The sequence below is a fragment of the Microvirga guangxiensis genome (assembly GCF_900102135.1).
Lineage (GTDB): Bacteria > Pseudomonadota > Alphaproteobacteria > Rhizobiales > Beijerinckiaceae > Microvirga > Microvirga guangxiensis.
In genome coordinates, this window is sequence record NZ_FMVJ01000013.1 from 1 (window position 1) to 20,423 (window position 20,423).

At 59.5% G+C, this 20,423-nt stretch carries 20 protein-coding genes and 2 pseudogenes; 16 read left to right on the top strand and 6 right to left on the bottom strand.

The window, feature by feature from the left end; genetic code table 11:
• Positions 1–107: pseudogene (locus BLP10_RS18440) on the bottom strand (co-chaperone GroES); the annotation flags it as partial.
• Positions 108–642: 535 nt separating this feature from the next.
• Here BLP10_RS18440 and BLP10_RS24100 point away from each other — a divergent pair.
• Together BLP10_RS24100 and BLP10_RS18455 are read left to right on the top strand one after the other, a co-directional pair.
• Positions 643–873 (top strand): annotated as a pseudogene (locus BLP10_RS24100) (TniB family NTP-binding protein); the annotation flags it as partial.
• The gene (locus BLP10_RS18455) at positions 870–1,091 is read left to right on the top strand and encodes a hypothetical protein (protein WP_175493969.1); all 222 of its coding nucleotides are present in this window, start codon (positions 870–872) and stop codon (positions 1,089–1,091) included. The pseudogene BLP10_RS24100 and the gene BLP10_RS18455, both read left to right, overlap by 4 nt.
• A 170-nt stretch (positions 1,092–1,261) precedes the next feature.
• Here BLP10_RS18455 and BLP10_RS18460 read toward each other — a convergent pair whose 3' ends face one another.
• Entirely contained in the window at positions 1,262–2,788 is a 1,527-nt protein-coding gene (locus BLP10_RS18460; RefSeq protein ID WP_175493970.1) for a CYTH and CHAD domain-containing protein, read from the bottom strand.
• Between the two features lie 157 nt (positions 2,789–2,945).
• Here BLP10_RS18460 and BLP10_RS24105 point away from each other — a divergent pair, with 157 nt between their 5' ends.
• Positions 2,946–3,239, top strand: coding sequence for a hypothetical protein (locus BLP10_RS24105; protein ID WP_091137986.1), 294 nt, complete (start codon positions 2,946–2,948; stop codon positions 3,237–3,239).
• A 193-nt stretch (positions 3,240–3,432) separates the two neighbouring features.
• Here BLP10_RS24105 and BLP10_RS18470 read toward each other — a convergent pair whose 3' ends face one another.
• The 3 genes from BLP10_RS18470 to BLP10_RS23970 form a co-directional block, all read right to left on the bottom strand.
• On the bottom strand, positions 3,433–3,804 hold the full coding sequence (locus BLP10_RS18470; RefSeq protein ID WP_139165535.1) for a hypothetical protein: 372 nt from the start codon (positions 3,802–3,804) through the stop codon (positions 3,433–3,435).
• 13 nt (positions 3,805–3,817) lie between these two features.
• Positions 3,818–5,143: a sulfite oxidase gene (locus tag BLP10_RS18475; protein WP_091137991.1), complete on the bottom strand. Its 1,326-nt coding sequence runs from the start codon at positions 5,141–5,143 to the stop codon at positions 3,818–3,820.
• A 181-nt stretch (positions 5,144–5,324) separates the two neighbouring features.
• Positions 5,325–5,783, bottom strand: coding sequence for a TlpA family protein disulfide reductase (locus BLP10_RS23970; protein ID WP_342026204.1), 459 nt, complete (start codon positions 5,781–5,783; stop codon positions 5,325–5,327).
• Here BLP10_RS23970 and BLP10_RS23665 point away from each other — a divergent pair.
• The 9 genes from BLP10_RS23665 (at position 5,678) to BLP10_RS18525 (ending at position 15,592) form a co-directional block, all read left to right on the top strand.
• Positions 5,678–6,082 carry a hypothetical protein gene (locus BLP10_RS23665; RefSeq protein ID WP_244510670.1) on the top strand — a complete coding sequence of 135 codons (405 nt, stop codon included), beginning with the start codon at positions 5,678–5,680 and terminating at the stop codon, positions 6,080–6,082. The genes BLP10_RS23970 and BLP10_RS23665 overlap by 106 nt on opposite strands.
• A 1,426-nt stretch (positions 6,083–7,508) precedes the next feature.
• A complete protein-coding gene (locus tag BLP10_RS18490) occupies positions 7,509–8,309 on the top strand; it encodes a hypothetical protein (RefSeq protein WP_091137998.1) in 801 nt (266 codons plus the stop codon).
• 131 nt (positions 8,310–8,440) lie between these two features.
• Complete coding sequence (locus tag BLP10_RS18495; RefSeq protein ID WP_091138000.1) at positions 8,441–9,355, top strand: LysR family transcriptional regulator; 915 nt, start codon at positions 8,441–8,443, stop codon at positions 9,353–9,355.
• 234 nt (positions 9,356–9,589) lie between these two features.
• Positions 9,590–10,639: a TRAP transporter substrate-binding protein gene (locus tag BLP10_RS18500; RefSeq protein ID WP_091138003.1), complete on the top strand. Its 1,050-nt coding sequence runs from the start codon at positions 9,590–9,592 to the stop codon at positions 10,637–10,639.
• A gap of 86 nt (positions 10,640–10,725) precedes the next feature.
• On the top strand, positions 10,726–11,361 hold the full coding sequence (locus BLP10_RS18505; protein ID WP_244510671.1) for a TRAP transporter small permease subunit: 636 nt from the start codon (positions 10,726–10,728) through the stop codon (positions 11,359–11,361).
• 6 nt (positions 11,362–11,367) lie between these two features.
• Positions 11,368–12,651 carry a TRAP transporter large permease gene (locus BLP10_RS18510; protein ID WP_091138008.1) on the top strand — a complete coding sequence of 428 codons (1,284 nt, stop codon included), beginning with the start codon at positions 11,368–11,370 and terminating at the stop codon, positions 12,649–12,651.
• 41 nt (positions 12,652–12,692) lie between these two features.
• On the top strand, positions 12,693–13,376 hold the full coding sequence (locus BLP10_RS18515; RefSeq protein WP_091138011.1) for a DUF2848 domain-containing protein: 684 nt from the start codon (positions 12,693–12,695) through the stop codon (positions 13,374–13,376).
• Positions 13,377–13,427: 51 nt separating this feature from the next.
• Positions 13,428–14,771 carry an amidase gene (locus tag BLP10_RS18520; protein ID WP_244510673.1) on the top strand — a complete coding sequence of 448 codons (1,344 nt, stop codon included), beginning with the start codon at positions 13,428–13,430 and terminating at the stop codon, positions 14,769–14,771.
• A 23-nt stretch (positions 14,772–14,794) separates the two neighbouring features.
• On the top strand, positions 14,795–15,592 hold the full coding sequence (locus BLP10_RS18525) for a putative hydro-lyase (protein ID WP_210183640.1): 798 nt from the start codon (positions 14,795–14,797) through the stop codon (positions 15,590–15,592).
• Between the two features lie 209 nt (positions 15,593–15,801).
• On the opposite strand, the gene BLP10_RS18530 is transcribed toward BLP10_RS18525, so the two are convergent.
• Positions 15,802–16,710: a LysR substrate-binding domain-containing protein gene (locus tag BLP10_RS18530; RefSeq protein WP_091138017.1), complete on the bottom strand. Its 909-nt coding sequence runs from the start codon at positions 16,708–16,710 to the stop codon at positions 15,802–15,804.
• A gap of 165 nt (positions 16,711–16,875) precedes the next feature.
• Between BLP10_RS18530 and BLP10_RS18535 the strand changes: the two genes are divergently transcribed.
• From BLP10_RS18535 to BLP10_RS18550, 4 genes are all read left to right on the top strand, one after another.
• Complete coding sequence (locus tag BLP10_RS18535; protein WP_091138019.1) at positions 16,876–17,712, top strand: transporter substrate-binding domain-containing protein; 837 nt, start codon at positions 16,876–16,878, stop codon at positions 17,710–17,712.
• Positions 17,713–17,777: 65 nt separating this feature from the next.
• Entirely contained in the window at positions 17,778–18,440 is a 663-nt protein-coding gene (locus BLP10_RS18540; RefSeq protein WP_091138022.1) for an amino acid ABC transporter permease, read from the top strand.
• Positions 18,437–19,216 (top strand): amino acid ABC transporter ATP-binding protein, encoded by a 780-nt coding sequence (locus BLP10_RS18545; RefSeq protein WP_091138024.1) that lies wholly within the window; start codon positions 18,437–18,439, stop codon positions 19,214–19,216. Before BLP10_RS18540 ends, BLP10_RS18545 begins: the two co-directional genes overlap by 4 nt.
• Before the next feature lie 36 nt (positions 19,217–19,252).
• Positions 19,253–20,374, top strand: coding sequence for an enolase C-terminal domain-like protein (locus tag BLP10_RS18550; RefSeq protein WP_091138026.1), 1,122 nt, complete (start codon positions 19,253–19,255; stop codon positions 20,372–20,374).
• Positions 20,375–20,423: the final 49 nt, after the last annotated feature.

Here is a 20,423-nt window from a genome sequence, read left to right on the forward strand (position 1 = left end):
TGCGGCTTTTCCTTGGCGGTATCCGGGATGATGATGCCGCCGGCCGTCTTCTCTTCGGCCTCGATGCGGCGGACGACGACGCGGTCGTGCAGCGGGCGAAAGGTCATGGGTGTGCCTCATCGTTCTTGATATTGGGGCACTCGTCTGCGCCGAGCAGCACGATTAGCACTCGACGCATGGGAGTGCTAGGCGAGGTGATTGCTCAAGGCGCAGAGGGAGACAAGTTGATCCGTTGGTGAATAGGCCGAGCTTGGAGCGAACAGCACCCCCTTTGCGCGGCGTTGACCTTGGATAGCGGCCGACTGGCCGCCTTGGCAGCGAGGTTCAGCCGTGTTGAGTTTCGAAAGCGTCGAAGAGGTCTGCGAGAGCAAGAGCATCACCCTTGTCCTTCATCCCGCTATTCGTAGGGCCGTAAGGGCTACGAGGAGAGCTTCTATATCAGTCTGCGCTGCTTCCTGAACGGGAAGTCCGACGGGATCTTTTTCTCCCTCCAAGATGGCGGCTATATCCGGCTTGCACTCTCTCAGCACCACTCCTCCGGAGGGCACCCGATCCTCAAGGTTGACCCACTGACCTCAGAGGAATTGGAGCGGATCAAAGCCGCCAGCTGAGCCTTTCGCTCATGCGCCCGCAGCCGACGTCCGTGTGCTCGTCTTCGATGAGGCGAACAACTTGCTTGCCGGCAGCCCACGCGAACAGCGCGTCATTCTTCAGCTGTTCCGGTTCCTCAGCAACGAGCTGAAGGCCTCACTCGTGTGCCTGGACATAGCCAATGCAAGAGCAGCCATCGCCGGCGATACCCAGCCGGTGCGTCGCCTCGACCAGATGCGCTTCCCCGCTGGAGGGCCGACGAGGAGTTCCAAGCCCTCGTGACAGCCGTCCTGCGAAGCGTGCCGCTTCGACGCCCCTCGTCCCTATCCGCGCAGAGCCTACGGCACCTCGTCCGCATCACGGATGGGATCACGGCCAAGGTCTTCTTGACCTTGAACGAGCTTGCGATCGACGCCATTCGAGCCGGCGCAGAGAAGATCACCGATGAGGCCGTTGAGGCGTGGCGGCCAGCCGTAGACAAGGAAGCTGCCTTCTCATGACGGTTCGCATTTCATGTGAGACTAAGAACGGCGTCAGTCTCACATGAAGCGCATAAATTGGCCTCTAAATCGCCCAGTCCCATCATGAAGACCAAATCGACAATTAGGGCCGTATAGCAGGCATCGGTGACGATGTGATGACAGGCCTGTTGGATAAAGGGCAGCTCACTTCAAACGCTCCAGAACGGTTGCAGGGCAGCGAAGTCCCGATACTGCTTCTTCGCCGCCGCGAGGAGGCCGTCCACGCGGGCCATCTGCTCTTCATGGATGGCCACAGCCGCTGGCGAGGAGTTCATCTCGAACCCGACGGCAATGTCGTTGAGCCCACCCAGCGTCTCCTGCATGGTCTCTAGGGTTTTCAATGCCGCGCGCCTCCGCTTCTTCGCCCCGCCGCCTTTGAACAGGTTCTCGAAGAACTCGGTCGCATAGCGGAGCTTCTTGATCTCGATCCGCACCTGATGTCGTTCTTCGGGCTCAAGCTTCGCCAAGTGCTTGCCGCGCTTGAGGATCCTTTTCCACCGCCGCCCGAGTTCCTGTTCCGCCAGCGCCACGACCGGCTGTTTCCGCCGCTGGCGGGCCGGCTTACTTCGATCCTGCAGCCAGTCCCCGGCCTGAACCCAGGCGGCCACCTCCAGAATGCCGTTGACGAAGCGTCCGGAGGCGATGGTCTCCTGGACCATTCGGTAGGCCTGCTTTCGCCGCTTCCGATAGTAAGCCAGCAGGGCCGTGTAGCTTTTGTCATCCTGATGCTGGGCCTGTGCCGGCTCCAGCACCTTCTGGATATAGACGTCCAAGTCCCGGGCCACGCCGAGCACGTTCGCCATCCATTTGAGCTCGGCCTTGATCGGGTCCCGCCGCCCGTCCGCGACAACGTGTTTGAACAGGGTGATGGCGGCCCGAAGCCGCCGCAGGGCAACCCGCATCTGGTGGACGGTGTCAGCCTCTGGCGCTTGCCGGACGAGGGCCTCGTTTGCCATCAGATGCCGCAGGCATGACGCGCCAATGCTCTGAAAGGCCTGCGCGCTCGTCATTCGGCGCTTGAGCGTCACCGGTTCGGCCTTCACCCGATTCGGCACCACCCTAGAGATGGTCTCAAAGCCACGCTCCGCCTTGGTCTTGAAGCTCAGGCGCAGCGGAGCCGCCATGGCCAGCGTTCGGGCAAGCCCGAACAGGTCGGCAGGGCTGCCCTGCTTCAACTCCAGCTCAAGTTCGCCAAATGGCAGGGGAAGGGCCTGCCCATCGACCGTGCCGCGATCGACTGCGACCTCGATGACGGAGAGCCCAAAGGGAATTTCGCGCAGTGTCCGTTCCGCAGTCACGCTGAACACCGGGCCGATCCTATCCTGCAGCTGTACGAACGGCTTGAGGGCGGTCTTCTCAGCCGCCGAGAAATCCGGCTTGTCGCCGTCAACCTTGTGTTCCCACTCGCCGCGCGTGAGGGCGACACCGTTCTGCGCTTGCGCGGCTTTGACGGTCTGGATCCGTTGCGTCCCATTGTGCCGGATCCTCAGCGAGAGCCCAGCCTGCTTCAACGCGTGATCCGGCGTGTCGAAGTAGGTCGAGTGAAGGTCCTGCTTCTGTGGCTCATTGCCCGTGCCGGCCTGCAGCAGGGGATGCGCCAGGACCGTCTCTAGATCGCTCGGCTCGATCTCCAGCTTCAGCTCCACCTCTTGCGGCGTTTCGGATTTTCGCGCCATGTCTCGTAAAAGCCTCCGCAGGGTCCCGGGACACCGCCTCATCAGATCGGGCCCACCCATGACAAAGCATTGAAATGTGATGGGACGGAGAAGGTGCGGGACGCCCGGCAGCGGGCAAGGCACTGGTCAGCCAAGGTGGGGCGACAAGGTCCGCCGCATGCTGCCTGACATCAGGCAGAGGGCGGCCAACGCCGTGGTCCTGAACAGTCAATACGGGCAAGCCTGGATCGAGCCCTTTGCCCAGCTCGTGCGAGAACTTGAAACCTGTTTGGGGCTGAACGCCAGTGCGCTGATCGATCACGGACACCGTTCTCGCGGCGGCCTCCCCATCTCGACCTTACGCGCCGAGTCGATCGTGAACAGTTTCGTCAAAGCACACATGAACAAGCGCCGGCAGATGCGTTGGTCGCCACGAGGGGTCACCGCGTCCTGCAGGTCCGCGCGGCCGTAATTGATGGTCGGCTCTCGGGTGGGCAGCTTCGTCTGACCGGCTGATCACCCCCAGCTTTGTTCCACTCCCGACGAAGACTGCAAAGGACCTCGTGGCTGAAGCCAACAAGAAGGTCGAGACCCTGTCGGCCGAGGAAACCGTACAGCTTTGACCCTCGGCTCAATCAAGTGACGCCCAGTCAGGCATCGGGGAACTATTGCGGCGCGAACGGGTTCCTGAACCCGCCCCCCCGCGCTGGAGCCTTGGGCGGGTGGTGCGCGGCGAGATAGTCGAGGATCAGGTCGCGGTCGGCACCCTGGATGTCGGGCATGCCGTGCCGCTCCGTCATCCAGGTCATCGTCTCGTCCCATCTGTCCCGCGTCATCCCTTGGTTTGACACTAACTTGTAGCCGTGACACGCGGTGCACAGGCCGAAGGTCTCGTCTCGGCCGGGCCCCTCCGGCAGATCCTCGATCCGCTCGTCTTGGGGCGTGAAAGCCGGCGCGGATGCCTGTTGGGCCTGCGCGGAGGCGAAAGAGGCCGATGCCGCCAAGGCAAGCATCGGCAGCCAAGGAAACAGACGCACGATCAATGCCCCCTCAACCTACCAGGATGGCCACACGGTGCATGGTGTTGCCGCCATAGCCCTGCGGGTTCCAGTTGTGGGCCACGGGTGGCTGCATCTTGCCGTTCGAATCCGTGGCCCGTGTCCAGATCTCGAAGTAGCCGTCCGAGGGCAGCTGCAGGGTCGCCGTCCACCGGTTCCAGTCATAGCGGTTGCGGGGTGGAGCGAGCGTTCCCTGCGTCCAGGTCTGCCCGGCGTCCGTTGAAACATCCACGCGACTCACCGTGAGATCGCCGGCCCAGGCGGCACCGCGCAGGGCCACCTCACGTGTGCCGGCCGGCAGCCTTGTGCCGTTCGCCGGGGCGGTGATGATGCTGCGCACGGGCATGGATTCGAGGATGCGGAAGTCCTTCTCGTCCGCCGTGCTGCCTGGCACCATCGGCGTCTTCGGCACCCGGTACGATGTACCGGTCATGCCCTGGCCGTCATGCTCGCGGTCGCGGATCGTGATCCGCGTCAGCCACTTGTGCGACAGCGATCCCGGCCAGCCGGGGATCACCAGGCGCAGCGGCCCGCCATGGATGTTTGGCAGGGGCTCGCCGTTCATCTGATAGACGATCAGACTGTGCGGCTCCATCGCCTTGGCGATGGGCATGCCGCGCGAGAGCGAGTCCTTGGTCGTGTCGCCCGACAGGTGCGGGTCGGCGCCGTAATGGGCGGTGTACTTCGCCGTGTCCTTCAGCCCCGCGGCCTGGAGCACTTCGGCGAGTGGGATGCCGGTCCACTCGGCGCAGCCCGCGCCGCCGTTGGTCCATTGGTTGCCTCTCGCCTGCGGCTGGAAGAAGGAGCGGCCGTTGCCGCCGCATTCGAGCACCATGCGGTAGGTCTTGGGCTGGAAACGGGACTTCAGCTCGGCCAGCGTCAGCTCAAGCCGGTTGTTGACCTCGCCGTCGATGGTGAGCTTCCAGGCATCCGGGTTCGTCGCGGGCTCGGGCAACTGGCCGTTGTTGCGGATGAAGAATTTGGAGATCGGCGTCGTCTCGTCGTCGAGCAGGTGCTCAGGTGTCTCGGCGACCAGCGGCCGCTCGCCCAGGACGACGAGCCCCTTCTCCTTGCCGGGATAGTCGAGGGCCTGTGGCCCTGAAGGCTGGGCAGGAGCACCTGATGCGGGAGCCCCCTGCGCCATGGCTTCCGGAATGATTGAGACTGACAAGTTGGAGGAGAGGGGCGCAACGGCGGCCCCGAGGCCCACCAAGCTGACGCTGCTGAGAAAGCCGCGGCGGCTAACTCCTCCAGGCTCCAGAGGCTCGTGATCGTCAAGGGGCAGTTCGTGGGGCGACCGCTCGGTTTGGCGTGTCATGGCGTTCCTCCGCATAGCCCCCGTCGCGCCGCGCCCGTGGCCGCAGCGTCGTTTGCCGCATGGTAGGACACCAAGCTTGGCCTGTGAAGACAGGCGCCAGAGCAGGACGGTCTTCGAGACGCTCCCCAAGGCGCCTCATCGCACCTCGGCTACTCCGCCAGCAGCCGGCTGAGCGCGCCCGTCAATGCCTCCCGGGAAATCTCGCCCACGTGGATGGACTGGAGCTTTCCGCTGCGCCGATGAACAGGGTGACCGGCAAACCCGGCGTGGAGTAGTGGCGAGGCACATCCATGCGCGCGTCGAGCAGCACGTTCGGCAGCGTAAGCTTCTCCTTGTTCAGGTAACCCTCAATCGTTGTGCGCCTCTCGCCCTGGTTCACGAACAGGAACGTGACGTCGTCTCGAGCCGCTGCCATCTCGGCCATCATCGGCATCTCGCGTCGGCAGGGCGGACACCAACTCGCCCAGAGGTTCACGACAACGGGTTTACCGATGAAGGAGGTAAGAACTGCTGTTCCCCTCAAATCTCTCTGTAGTGACGTCCGGCATCGGCGTCGCAGGCGTGGCGTTGGTCGTCTGCCACACGACGTTCCACGCAAACAGCGCCGCGGCCAGACTGACCACAGCACCAATGGCGCCACAAATTGCAGCTTCGACCTACGGAGGTCCTGCGGGCGCGGCTGCGTTTGCCGCTTGGTACACCAATAAGAAAACCGGAGATCTGGACCACGCAATTCGCGGCGGGGTAATAGCCGGAGCCGCCAGTGCGGGCTATGCCAACACCTCAGCTATGCCGTCTGGGACCGTTGGGGAAGTGGCCAAGAAGGCTCTTTTTACTGGCGCTGTTGGCGGAGTTGCCTTTGCCGCGGCGGGCGGGAATGATGCTGCAGTTTGCGATGCTTTCGGCGAGAAGGTGATACTGAGCGCTGACGCCAAATGAGGTGGTTCTTGGGATGAAGTGGCTTTGAAAAGCCATGCTGCGAAGATTCCCGCCGTGACCCTTACATATACTGGCCCAGGGTCTTCCTTCGAAGGAGAGATCAGGAAGATGCTCGGCAAGCAGCTAGCTCTTTTCCAAGCATGAATGAGGCCAGAGAAAGAACAGGCGCTCTCTCTTCGATTACCGCGCACACCTGGGTTGCATTGGAAAACCCGCTTGATCCAGGCCCTCACCTTAAACGTGAGTTCGGCAAGAAAAAGCCAGGGCCCGTCGCAGTGGAAGAAGTGGTCAAAGCGATTGACGAAATCCGGCCGATCTCTGATCCCGCAGATGGAACGATAGCTCAGCCACCCTTCAAGCCGGACACACTTCTACTCGTTGCGGAGATCCTCGAACTGCCAGGTAAGAAAGGTCGAAATCTTACGTGGGCTCGTGTTGAAGTTGTTGAGTGAATGAGCCAATTCGAGGAAGAAATCCTTGAACAGAATCGGCACGAGCTTGGCAACTGACGAACGGATGTCCCTTACTATCCTTGCCCTTGCGAGATATCGCGCAGATACAGGTGAGCGCAAATGGGAACCAAGGCTCGAAGAACGGTGGCACTTGCAGGTGGCTTAAAGGGGTTACTTCTAGTTCGAACGCCAGTTGCATCCGACCCAGGCGATATCTTCCTGGAACTCTTCGGATCAGAGACTTCTTGGACCCATCGCGAGTATATGGGCCATGCGTTCACGTGCATCGCTCTCCACCTCAATAACGGCGTCAAAGAGGACTGCTATGGCTTTTATCCGAAGAACGATGGCAAGGGGGCAATTTACGGCCCGGGCATTGTAAGGTCAGAGGCCAGCCATAAACCGACCCGGTTCAGTCGGACATCGGCGACGGTCAAAGTGAAGATCAGCGAGGAGCAGCGCCGGCAGATCTTGGAAGCGCCCAATCGGTGGAACTCTACGAACTATAACCTGAGTGATGATAACTGCATCGCTTTCGTACACTAGGTTGCGGGAAAGGCGGGTTTGCAGCGTCCTGAACGAACCAGATTTCGATTGCCGGCAGCATATATGGCTGAATTGAGGAGGTTGAATTAAGGGCTTCTCATAGCCTTTGTTGCAACGGGGATCGGTTAACAAACGTGAGCGTCTATAGCTTCATCCAATCTTTGACATATCGCCCCCGAAATCAGGAGTTCGTCCATCGCCTTGTCAAACCGTGTATCCGCCGGGACCGGCCGCTCCGGCCCCGTTCTTATGTCCTGGGGGATTTCGAACGAGGGAGTTTTGACGCTTGCATTGCAGGATTGTTAAAGCCTCCATGATGAGATCGGGTCTTCTGGCATCATGCTTCCGATCGATATGATCAGCTAGAATGAACCTTGCGCTCAGGCGACAGTGCTCTTTCAAGGCAGCTTTTTCAAAGGTCGTGAATCTTGGATTTCTCATTCTGGGCGCTGCTCATCGTGAAGATGTGGACCAGCGCGGCGATCGTAGTCGTGGCGTCCATGATCGTGGAGCGAAGCGGCCCTTTTCTAGGCGCGATGATCGTAACGCTGCCGATTTCCGCAGGGCCGGCCTATGCATTTCTTGCTATCGATAACGGCTCTGCCTTTGTCTCGGAGAGTGCGCTTGTCGGATTGACGGTCTCTGCTGCGACGGTCCTTTACATGATGGTCTATGCGGCTGCCGCTCAAAGATTTGGGGTCTTGGCGAGCGTAGTCTCCGGTCTGGCTGTCTGGGCCGTTGCCATCATTGCCATCCTCAGATGGCAATGGTCTCTAGAAGCTGCGCTCGCGTTGAACGCGGCAGTCTATGCTCTCGCTTTGCCATTGGCGCGTAGGTTCTCCACGGCAGCGGTGCGGTCCTCTACGAAGAAAAGTGTATGGGACGTTCTCTTTCGCGCTGCTCTGGTCATGACCGTTGTTGGAGTAACACTCATTGCTGGGAGGGCCTTTGGCCCTTCGATCGCCGCTGTCTCAGCTTTGGCTCCTGTCGTCATGATCAGTGTGGCCCTGATTATGCAGCCTCGTGTTGGAGGGGAGGCGACGGCAGCGGTGGTCGCTAACGGGGTGCCCGGCATGCTCGGCTTCGTGGGGGCATTGAGCGTGCTCCACCTATGCGCCGTGCGTTTCGGGGCCGCTATGGCGCTGGTCTTGGCCTTGGCGGTGAGCATGGGATGGAATGCTTCATTGATCACCCTCCGACGCTGGAGATTGAAGAAGGCCGGAGCTTGATTGTCTCAAATTCAACTTTGGCGTCGAAATTGTATATCGATGCATTGACCTGCGCCGAGTGCATCGCACACTGCGATGGATGCAGGTATGGTGGACAACACAAAGTGCCTCCAATCGTCTAGTAATACTCGATGATCGATTTCAGGAACATCGAAACGTTTTTCTGGGCTGCGGCGCTCGGCAGCTTGAGAGCCGCATCTGAAAAGCTCGGAACAACGCAGCCTGCCGTTTCACAACGTATCGCCTCCTTGGAAGCCGCGCTCGGCGTACGCCTGTTCGAGCGAGATGTGCGAGGTGTCACGCTGACGGCTAAAGGACAGGAGATGCTCTCCCATGCCGAGCGTATGATGCAGGCGCGGGGTGACATGCTGAAGGCCGCGCAGGACCAGAACGTAATGAGCGGCACCGTACGAATCGGGGTTGCGGAGACCATCGTGCAGACTTGGCTTTCGACCTTCATCGAAGAAGTGCACAGCGCTTATCCAGCCCTAATTTTGGAAATTGAGGTCGACAGTTCGCACGTGCTGCGCACTCAGCTGATGTCTCGTCAGATTGATATAGCATTTCTCATGGGACCTATCCTCGAGGAGCGGATCGAGAACCTTCCCCTCTGCACTTACTCTCTTGCATGGGTCGCCAGCCCAAAGCTCCAGCTGGGAGGAGGTGTATGCACGCTGGAGGATATCGCGAGCAGGCCAATCATCACGCACCCCTCCAACAGTAGCCCTTATAGAGTAGTGCGAGATATGCTGATGCGCGCTGGTGTGAAGACGCCGCGAATGTACGGTAGCGCCTCGGTTTCGATGATCGTGCGCATGACGTTGGATGGAATCGGTACGGCCGTGATCACGCCTGTCTTTCTTGAGCGCGAACTTGCTGCTGGCGAACTGCAGATTCTGGACGTGAAGAGCGATCCTCTGCCAGATCTCAGTTTCACCGCAAGTTGGATCGATGGGCTTGAAAGTCGTCCTATGCGCTCACTCGCCGAAATCGCTCAGGGGGTTGTTGTTCGCACGAAGGGAAGGGCACCAAAGGGATATAAATAGAATTTATATCCCACATTAAAACATACGAATAGACAAGCTAAAGGTTCCTGGCATGCAATGCGACCAGGCTGAGGAACGACATATAGGCGGCGTATATAGGGCGTACTTTGAAGGCGTGGATCTTTTTGGCTCCAATTCAGAAGATCCTAAAGGCCAGAACGGGAACTTAGGCGCTTGCTCCGACCTGAACGTGTCTTCGCTTAGCTCCAATACCGGACCAGAGGATGACACATCATGAAAAGAACTGTTTATGCCTTCGGAGCTGCAGCCCTGCTGAGCCTGTCTGGCGCTGCCCTTGCTCAAGACCTGCCGCAGACCAAGCTTCAGATTGTCGGTGGCCTCAGCAACCTCACGGCTTATAACGATTTCGAAAAGCCGTTCTGGACTAAGACGATTCCCGAGCGCTCGAACGGGAAGGTCACTGCAGATATCAAAGGCTTCAACGAGATGGGCCTCAAGGGGCCTGAAATCCTCCGCCTCATGTCACAGGGCGTAATCCAGTTCGGTACGGCGACGCTTTCCTATTTCGCCAGCGACAATCCGATCAACGAGGCCATCGATCTGGCAGGCCTTGCTCCTGACGTGGAATCCGCCCGCAAGGTGACTGAGGCCTTTGAGCCGGTTTACAGTAAGTTCTACGGTCAGGGATCGCGCGTAAAGGTCCTCGGCATTTCGACCTACCCGGCCCAGGTTTTGTTCTGCAACGCCGAGGTAAACAGCCTTGCGGACCTTAAGGGCAAGAAGGTTCGCACCAGCAGCCGCACCCAGGCAGAGTTTGTTGAAGCCTTCGGTGGCGCAAGTGTAACGATGGCCTTTGGTGAGGTGGTTCCTGCCCTGCAGAACAGGGTCGTCGATTGCGCGATCACCGGCTCACTCTCCGGGTATTCCGCCAAGTGGTACGAAGTCGCAACCCATCTCTACGCGCTCCCGATCAACTGGAACCAGCAGATCCACGCGGTCAACCAAGCCGCCTGGGACAAGCTGGACCCGAAGGTCCAGGAGTTCATCCAGACGAACATCAAGACTCTGATGGATGACATCTGGAAGGCTGCCGACGAGCAGACCCAGCAGGGCTACGACTGCAACACGGGCGCCGCAGCCTGCACGCTTCCGGTCAAGGGCAAGATGAAGCTCGTCGAGCCGAGCGCAGCCGACCGTGAGCTTCTGAAGAAGGTTCTTCAGGACTCCATCCTGCCGAAGTGGGCAGCACGCTGCTCGGCAGATTGTGTCAAGGACTTCAACGACACGATCGGTAAGGTGCTGAACGTCACCGCCTCCAAGTAAATCCATTCGACGCGTCGGACCGGAACCGTTCCGACGCGTCGTTCCGTGCCTTTGGCCCGATCAGTCTCTGATTTCATGCGGCGTGCTTGAACGCCGACACAGGTAGTCTCATGGCATCGACCATACAACCTTCCTTCCTCGGCGGCCTGAGCCGCGCAGCGGAGCATATGTCGCGCTGGGCCGTATGGTTCGGCGGTGCTCTGACGATCGGCAGCGTGTTGCTGATCTCATTTGACGTTTTGGTTCGAAAATTCTTCGGGTTCAGTACCGGCGGCGCGGATGAGCTGTCGAGCTATGCGTTTGCCATTAGCACGTCATGGGCGCTTGCCTTCGCAACGCTTCAACGGGCGAATGTGCGCGTCGATGTGATTTATCAGTATCTGCCCGTTCGCCTGTCAGCCATTGTAGATTGGCTCTCTCTCGTAGCTCTCGGCGTCTTCATGACAATGCTGACCTATTATGCCTACGACGTTGCCGCCACCTCCTGGATGCAAAATTCCGCTGCCAACACTCCGCTCGCAACACCGCTTTACATTCCACAGGGGCTTTGGCTGCTTGGCCTGATCTGGATGTGCGTGGTTCTAGCACTCATGCTGGTGCGGGCATCCGTCGCTTTGGTTACCGGCAGGATTGACGAGGTCAAGGCCATCGCCGGCGTTCGCTCGACCCAAGAAGAAGCTGAAGAAGAAGCCGCCGCAGGCGAGCGCATGGTCAAGGGGTAAGGCGTCATGGTTGCCACAGCACTCATCCTTCTGCTCGTCCTGATTGGTTTGAGCATTCCCGTCGGCGCTGCTCTCGGAGTCCTTGGTCTGCTTCTAGACCCTCTTTATTCCATGCTGCCCCTGACGCGCGCCATCGGCGAGTTGGCCTGGAGCACGAACAATGAATTCCTGATGGTGGCGGTGCCTCTCTTCATTCTGCTGGGGGAGATTCTGCTGCGGGCCGGTTTCGCCGAGCGGATGTACAGCGCGATGAGCCTCTGGCTCTCGTGGCTGCCCGGCGGCCTGATGCATGCCAATATCGGCGCTTCGACGTTGTTCTCGGCCACGTCCGGCTCGAGCGTCGCCACTGCCGCTACCGTCGGTACCGTGGCGATCCCGCAAATCAAGCGCTATGGCTACAACGAGCCGCTCTTCCTTGGTAGCCTCGCAGCCGGCGGCACGCTCGGCATCCTCATTCCGCCATCGATTAACCTTGTGATCTATGGCGTCCTTACCAACTCCTCGGTTCCCAAGCTCTACCTCGCAGGCATCATACCCGGCTTTCTGTTGGCGGGCCTGTTCATGCTTGTGATCGCCGTCAGCTGTATGGCCAAGCCCTCGTGGGGTGGACACAAGATCCATGCCACCTGGAGCGAGCGTTTCAAGAGTCTCGTGCACCTTGCGCCGCCGCTTGGAATCTTCTTCCTCGTCGTCGGGTCGATTTATGCCGGCTTGGCCACTCCGACGGAAGCGGCCGCTCTCGGTGTAACGGGTGCGCTCATCCTTGCAGCATGGTTCCGCCGGCTGACCTGGACCATGCTTCGAGAGTCCGTCGAGGGGACGATGCGCTCGACGGCGATGATCATGCTGATCGTGATCGGTGCTGCCTTCCTGAACTTCATCATGGCGGCTACGGGTCTGACTGATGCAATCACCAGCTCGATCACCGGCCTCGGGGTCTCTCCGGGGTGGATGCTGCTGATCATCATCATCTTCTATCTGGTGCTCGGCTGCTTCATGGAAACACTTTCCATGATGATCACCACGATTCCGATCGTCGCGCCGATCATGATCGCCCTCGGCTACGATCCGATCTGGCTCGGCATCATCATCATCGTGCTTGTCGAGGCGGCTCTGATCACGCCACCGGTGGGTCTCAACCTCTTTGTCGTGCAGAGCCTTCGCAAGAGCGGGTCGATGGGTGCCGTCATTACGGGATCGGTGCCTTTCGTACTGGCGATGTTCATTCTGCTCGCGCTGCTGTCGTTCTTTCCGGGGCTAGCCCTCTGGCTCCCGACGGTCTTCAGCTAAGCGCTGGCATTCAATCAAACCTTTCAACTTTCGGATTTGTCATGAAACTTTTCTTCAAAGCAGACAGCCAGACAGGCTCCCGCAATATCGACGTTGAAATCTCGTCCCTCGTCGTCGCAGGATGGGCTGGGCGTGATCAGCATGCGATCGAGCATCACATCGAGGAGCTGTTCGCCATCGGCGTCCCGCGACCGAGCTCCGTTCCGCTTTATTACCGGGTTGCCGAGAACCAGCTGACGCAGGCGTCGCACATCCAAGCGGTTGGAGACCAGTCCTCAGGGGAGGTGGAGACTTTCGTCTTCCGGTCTGGCGGCGAGCTTTATGTCAGCATCGCCTCCGATCACACCGACCGTAAGCTCGAGACGTACAGTGTCGCCCTGTCGAAGCAGGTCTGCGCAAAGCCGGTGGCCGCCGAGGCATGGCTCTATGCCGATGTTGCGGAATACTGGGATGAGCTCGTCATTCGGTCATACATTCAGGAGAACGGTGAGAAGGTGCTTTATCAGGAGGGCACACTCGCCTCGCTCCGGCCGCCGCTCGAGCTGATCTCCGGGTTCGCCGGCCAGGCTGAACTGCCCGAAGGGACAGCCATGATCTGCGGAACGGTTGGAGCAATCGGCGGCATTCGGCCTGCACCATCGTTCACGATGGAGCTGTTTGACCCACGCCGCGGGCGCACCCTGAGCCACAGCTATGACATCGAGGTTCTGCCGGAAGTCGCCTGATCCGGTTTTGATGCAATCCGCCGCGATGGTTGATGAGACATGATTTCGACAGTGAACGAACAGCAACTGGCGCTCACGGAGGGCCGTACTACATCATTGGCTCTCACGGAGGAGGCTCTTAGCCGCGCCTCTGATCCGAACGGAGAAGGCCGGCGCGTCTTTACAAAGGTCTATCCTGAGCAAGCTCGGGCCGCAGCACAGGCTTCCGATATTCTGCGGAAAGCTGGTTTGGTTCGTTCGTCTATCGATGGCCTGACGGTATCGATCAAGGATCTGTTCGATGTCGCCGGCGAAGTCACCATGGCAGGGTCCGTTGCACGTGCCGATGAGCCGGCGGCTGCAAAGGATGCGACGGTCGTCAAACGCCTGCGGGCTGCAGGCGCTGTGATCGTCGGCCGAACGAACATGACCGAGTTCGCCTATTCGGGTCTCGGCCTCAATCCGCACTATGACATTCCGCGCAATCCCTGGGATCGCGAAACGGGTCGTATCCCAGGTGGCTCCTCCTCGGGTGCTGCGGTATCCGTGACTGACGGAATGGCAGTCGCGGGAATTGGTTCGGATACGGGTGGGTCGGTCCGCATTCCGGCTGCTTTCTGCGGCCTTGTCGGGTTCAAGCCGACAGCTGCGCGGGTGCCCATGGACGGCGTTCTTCCGCTCTCGTTCAGCCTCGACTCGATCGGCGCTATTGCTCCCTCCGTGACGTGTTGCGCCATTCTCGATGCGATCATGGCCGGTGATGAGGCGCCGCTTCCGCGCTCTGCCGACATCGGCAAGCTCCGGTTCGCGGTCCCTACGACATTGGCGCTTGAAGGAATGGACAATGACGTCGCAGGCGCGTTCCAGGCGGCGCTCTCAAGCCTATCGGCAGCTGGTGCACACATCGACGAGATCTCTGTTCCGGAATTCGCGGGTCTTGCAGCCATTAATACCAAGGGTGGATTCACGGCCGCAGAGGCGTGGACCTGGCACCGGGATCTGATCGAGCGTGCGGGCGACCGCTACGATCCGCGCGTCGTCTCGCGAATTCTGCGCGGCAAGGAGATATCCGCTGCCGACTACCTCGACTTGCTGGCAGCCCGCAAGGCCTGGAAGGCTGGCGTGGAGGCGCGCATCGAGGGTTACGATGCTCTGCTTCTCCCGACGGTTCCTGTTGTCGCGCCTTCCATTGCAGAGCTTGCTGCGAGCGACGAGGTCTATTACTCCACCAATGGCTTGGTCCTGCGCAATGCCACGCTGATCAATTTCCTTGATGGAGCCGCCCTGTCTGTGCCCTGTCATGCGCCGGGCAGCGCGCCCGTGGGGCTCATGATCGCGGGGCCTGCCGGTGCCGACCGCAAGATCCTTGCCATTGGCATGGCGATTGAAGCTATGCGCGCGCAGGCGCGAGCTTAATAACGCGTTGGCGGAAGGAGCAGATGATGTCCAGGACGATCAAAAACGATGCTGCTTATCAAGCTCGCCTCGATGCGCGGGCGGGCATTCTGACGGGTCCGACTGCAAGCCTCGCCCTAGGACATGTTCAGGCCAATCTGGCTATTCTTACCAAAGACTTGGCGCATGATTTCCTGCGCTTCTGCCAGCGCAATCCCAAATCCTGCCCACTCGTCGCGGTCTCCGAGACGGGCGACCCGTCACTCCCTGAGTTGGGACAGGACATCGATATCCGCACTGATGTGCCTCGCTACCGGGTGTGGCGGAATGGCGAGCTCGTGGCGGAGCCCACTGACATTCGGGATCTTTGGAACGATGATCTGGTGGCCTTCCTGATCGGCTGCTCATTCTCGTTCGAAGAAGCCATGCTGGCTGATGGCCTACCTGTGCGCCACATCGAGCAGGGCTCCAATGTCCCCATGTACCGCACCAACATCCCAACGGTGGCAACGGGGCCTTTCTCAGGACCTCTCGTCGTATCCATGCGTCCGTTAAAGGCGGCCGATGCCATCCGCGCAGTGCAGATCACATCCCGCTTTCCTTCGGTTCATGGTGCTCCGGTCCATCTGGGCAACCCTTCGCTGATCGGCATTGCTGATATTAACAACCCGGATTACGGCGACCCGGTCGAGATCCGGGAGGGCGAAATTCCCGTCTTCTGGGCTTGCGGGGTCACGCCGCAAGCCGTGATCGCGAACGTTCGTCCTGAGTTTTGCATCACCCATGCGCCGGGGCATATGCTCGTGACCGATCTCGTGAATTCTTCGCTTGCCGTCATCTGATCGCGAGCGACGCGTAATGGTCGCAGAAGGGCCTGACGTTTAGGGGCATCCGCTGACATTGCCGCTCATTCTCCACGCCTTGATGGGGCGCCCGGCATCCTGGCTCCCATGCTCCGCCGTGGATCGGGCCAGATTGAAACTATCCCGATAGGGCCGCTCCCCGGCCTGCCCTACAGATCCTCATGCTCTCCAAGATTGAGCCATCGACGTCAGGCTTGCACCTCGCTTCGATGCTTGCGTGTTTCGGACAAAAGCCAATCTCGGAACAAAGCTACGCTTTGTTTTTGGGCCTTGCGTTCAGAATAAACGACCCAATAGCCTTCGCTGGATTCCACAGGTTTCCCGAAAGGCAGGTGCAGTTCACCTCTGGCAAGCTCCTGCTCAACGTAATGCGAGGGCACCACAGCAAGCCCCAGCCCGCTCAGCGCGGCGCTGATGAGCATATCGCTGTTCGCAAAGCGGATGCCTTGGATAACCCCGCTGTGACTGAGCTTGGTCGTCCGTAGCCAGGAGAGCCAAAGGCTGGGCCTACTTGCATTCTGAAGGGTAGGGGTTTCTGAGAAATTCAGCCGGTTGAGCTTGGCGGTTGCCGGAATGAGCTTCGGCGAGGCCACCACGGCTAGCCGCTCGGGGAAGAGAAGCGAGGCGCGCGCGTTCGGCCATGAGCCTACTCCGCGCAGGATCGCGACGTCGATCCGGCTCTGATCGAAATCCAACTCGGAGCCGACAGGCGCAATTTCGATCGGCATCTCACGGTTTTTGTCGACGAAGCCGCTCAAACGGGGTGCGAGCCAGCGCGTGGCAAGACTCGGGTTTGCACCAATCATCAAGGACGCGTCGGCCTTCCGTCCGCGGACCGCATCGATCGAAACCTCCTCCAGCTTGTCGATGATCTGCGCGACCTCCCGGAAGTAGTTCCCACCTGCATCTGTTAGGACGAGGCGCGAGCCCGACCGCTCGAAGAGACGAACCCCCAAATACTGTTCGAGGTTATTGATATGCCGGCTGATGCCACTCTGGGTGACGGCAAGCTCATCGGCAGCCTTCGTAAAACTCATGTAGCGGGCCGCCGCCTCAAAGGCCTGCAGCGCTGACAGCGACGGAAGAAAACGCCGCATAATCCCCCTCCGTAACTCCCTTAATGACTAATAGTCATGACGGCCCAAGTTTTTTCAAGTTTTACATCACGCAGTTGGCTGCCTCATCAATAGGAGGTGCAGTTATAAGCACGATCGCCTCAATGCGATAGTATAAGATATCATTCCAGACGTTCAGAGGGAAACATGATCACTCGCAGGACATTCGGGAAACTTGTCGGAGCAACGGCACTTGGTGCCTCAGCGGGTACCCTTGGCATCACAGGAGCGCGCGCAGCAAGTTCGCTCGAGCGCGTGAAGGCCTCCGGAACCCTACGGATCGGTAGCATCGCTGACGGGGCGCCCTATTACCAGAAGAGCCTCTCTGACGGAAAATGGCGAGGCTTCTACATCGACATCTGTCAAAAACTGGCTGACGATCTCGGCCTGAAGCTAACACTCCTTGAGACGACCTGGGGTAACTCGGTCCTCGATCTTCAAGCCGACAAGATCGATGTGTTCTTCGGCCTCAATCCAACCCCAGAGCGGCAGAAGGTGATCGACTTTTCTGAGCCGGTCTTCAAAAACTCGTTTACCTTCATTGCCAAGAAGAGCGTCACGGCCAAAACATGGGACGACTTCAATAAGCCGGACATGCGCATCGGAGTCGATGCGGGCTCCTCACACGATGCCGCTGTGACGCGGCACGCACCGAACGCCCAGATCTCGCGCCTCAAGACGGCAAGCGATGTTACAGCAGCGCTTCAGGCCGGCCGTGTCGACGCACAATGCCTCGTTCTGGTGCTCGCCCTGAGTCTTCGGGCAAAGAACCGATCGATTGGCGAACTCATCATCCCGACACCAGTCGACTTTACCACCTCCAATGCCGGGTTCCGCCGCGAGGAGGATCAGTCCTGGCGTGAGTTCGTCAACAGCTGGATCATCAAGCACCGCGACAACGGTTTCATCAAATCGGCTATCACCCGCAACATGGAGCTGGTTGGCGTGAAAGAGAGCGACTTCCCGCCTGGTTTCGAAATCTAGACGCCGTTGTCCGCCTCTGAGGAGGAGAATCCGCAGGGGCTTCATCTCCAGCATGCGGCACATCCATGTACGAATGGGACTTTTCTATTCTCTTCGGCTACCGGTGGCTCTTCCTGCAAGGACTAGGCATCACGATAGCTTTTACCGCGGCTATTGTCGTCGGCGGCATAGCAATCGGGCTCCTTGCAGCAATCTGCCTCTTGTCCCGCTTTGCTGTCCTACGCGCCGTATCCCTCGGATTCATCGAGGTTTTTCGGTGTACTCCCATCCTCGTCCAGCTGATCTGGTTCTACTACGCTCTGCCTATTCTGGTCGGCATTGAGATGACACCGGTTACGGCATCGCTCCTGGCGCTCTCCTGCTACGGAGGCTCGTTCTACGCCGAGATCATCCGTGGCGGCATCGTCTCGATCGATCCGGGCCAGCAGGAGGCTGGAGCAGCGCTCGGCATGACACCCGCGCTCGTCATGCGTCGAATCATTCTGCCGCAAGCTCTCCGGCGTATGGGCCCTGCTCTCATGAACCAGTCGATCCTCCAATTCAAGAACACATCGCTGGTTTCTGTCCTGGCGGTTCCAGATCTTGTCTACCAGGGGCAGATGGTGGCCCATGACAGTTTCCGCCCACTTGAGACCTACACGGCGATTGCTGTCGCATACTTCGTCATTCTCTTCCCGCTGACCGTGTTTGTCCGCAGACGGGAACGTAAGTTGAGGGTGAGTGCATGACGACGTCTCGTCCGATGATTGAAGTGAAGGCCCTGCGCAAGAGCTTCGGAACGCTTACCGTTCTCAAAGACATCAACTTCAACGTCGAGGCGGGTGGCGTCGTCGCGTTGCTTGGGCCATCTGGGTCGGGGAAATCGACGCTGCTCCGATCCATCAACTTGCTGGTGGTGCCGGACGGCGGCTCGATCCGGGTCGGGCAAACAACGTTTGCTTTCGGGCCGTCACATAAGACACCCCGCAGCCGTGAACTGGCGGCATTCCGGTCGCGAACTGGCATGGTGTTCCAGAATTTCAACCTTTTCCCGCACATGAGCGTCCTGCAGAACGTGATGGAAGCACCAGTCTACGTTCGCAAGCTGCCGCGCAACGAAGCCCAGGATCTGGCTATGGCGCAGCTCGAAAAGGTCGGCCTTGCCGATAGAGCCTATCAGGTGCCACAGACGCTTTCCGGCGGTCAGAAGCAGCGCGTCGCCATCGCTCGAGCCCTAGCAATGGAGCCTGACGTCATGCTTTTTGACGAAGCGACCTCGGCGCTCGACCCTGAACTGGTTTCCGAGGTTCTTCTCACCATACAACAACTCGCCGCCGATGGCATGACGATGGTGATCGTCACTCACGAAATTCCCTTCGCCCGTGACGTCGCCGACAGGGTCGTGTTCATGCGAGACGGGGTTGTGGTCGAGGAAGGCCCAGCGCGACAGACCATTGACGATCCGCACATGGAAGCGACGCGTTCGTTCCTAAGCCACTTTCATAAGGGTCGGATGCCGCGCTGAAGCCATTACCTTAAGCCGAATTCCGGGAGTACGAAGATGGAATGCATCGATCGGTTTCGCCTATTCCTTGTCGAAAGCCCGATCAAAATGGCTCGCTTGCAGGGCGTCGGCAACATCAAAGGCACGGTGAAGCGCGTCTTGGTCGAGATGACATCGACCTCGGGGATCGTCGGATGGGGAGAAGCGGCGCCGTGGGAGGTCTTCACCGGCACAGCTGAAGGGGCATTTGCCGCGATTGATGTTTATCTGCGTCCGCTCGTTATCGGTGCGCCGGTCAAGGAAATCCGGGCTCTTACACATAAGATGGACAAGGCGCTGGTGGGCCACGGCGAGGCAAAGCTTGCCATCGAGATGGCGATGTTTGACATCCTCGGCAAATCTTGCGGGCTCTCGATCGCAGATCTCCTCGGCGGCCGCGTCCGCAACGAAATCCCGCTTTCATTCTCGATCGCCGACCCCGACTTTGAAGCCGACATGGCCCGGATGGCGGAAATGGTGCCTGCCGGCCACCAGCTCTTCAAAGTGAAAACGGGAGTGAAATCGCATCGTGAGGACATGGTACATCTGGAGGCGATGCGAGAGGCCTTCGGCGACCGCCTCGATCTGAGGATTGACTACAACCAGGCTCTTCATCCCTTCGGCGCGATCTCCGTGCTCCGGGACGTGGAACGGTTCCGTCCCACATTCATCGAGCAACCGGTCCCGCGCGAATGCCTGTTGGCAATGGCCTCTTTCACTGAAACCCTTGATACGCCGGTTCTGGCTGATGAAAGTTGCTTTGATGCACACGATTTGATGGAAATCATCAGGCTCAAAGCCGCCGATGCTATCTCTGTGAAGCTGATGAAGGCCGGGGGTATCCTGAAGGCACAGGCGCAGATGGCCATTGCCGACACAGCCCGCATCCCCGGCTATGGCGGCACGTTGTGGGAAGGTGGCGTTGCCCTCGCGGCTGGAACTCAGTTCATCGCCGCGACACCTGGAATCTCGCTTGGCTGCGAGTTCTACATGCCGCATCACGTCTTGACCGAGGATGTGCTCGAAGAGCGCATTGCCAATCGGAATGGGTGTGTCGTTGTTCCTGATGGTCCCGGCCTTGGCATACGCGTGAGCGAGACCTCTCTTCGCGGCAATGCACGCATCCTTGCAGAAAGATGAACTGGGCCGAGGTTTGAATGCGATAGGCGCCAGCTCGGGAAGACGTCCG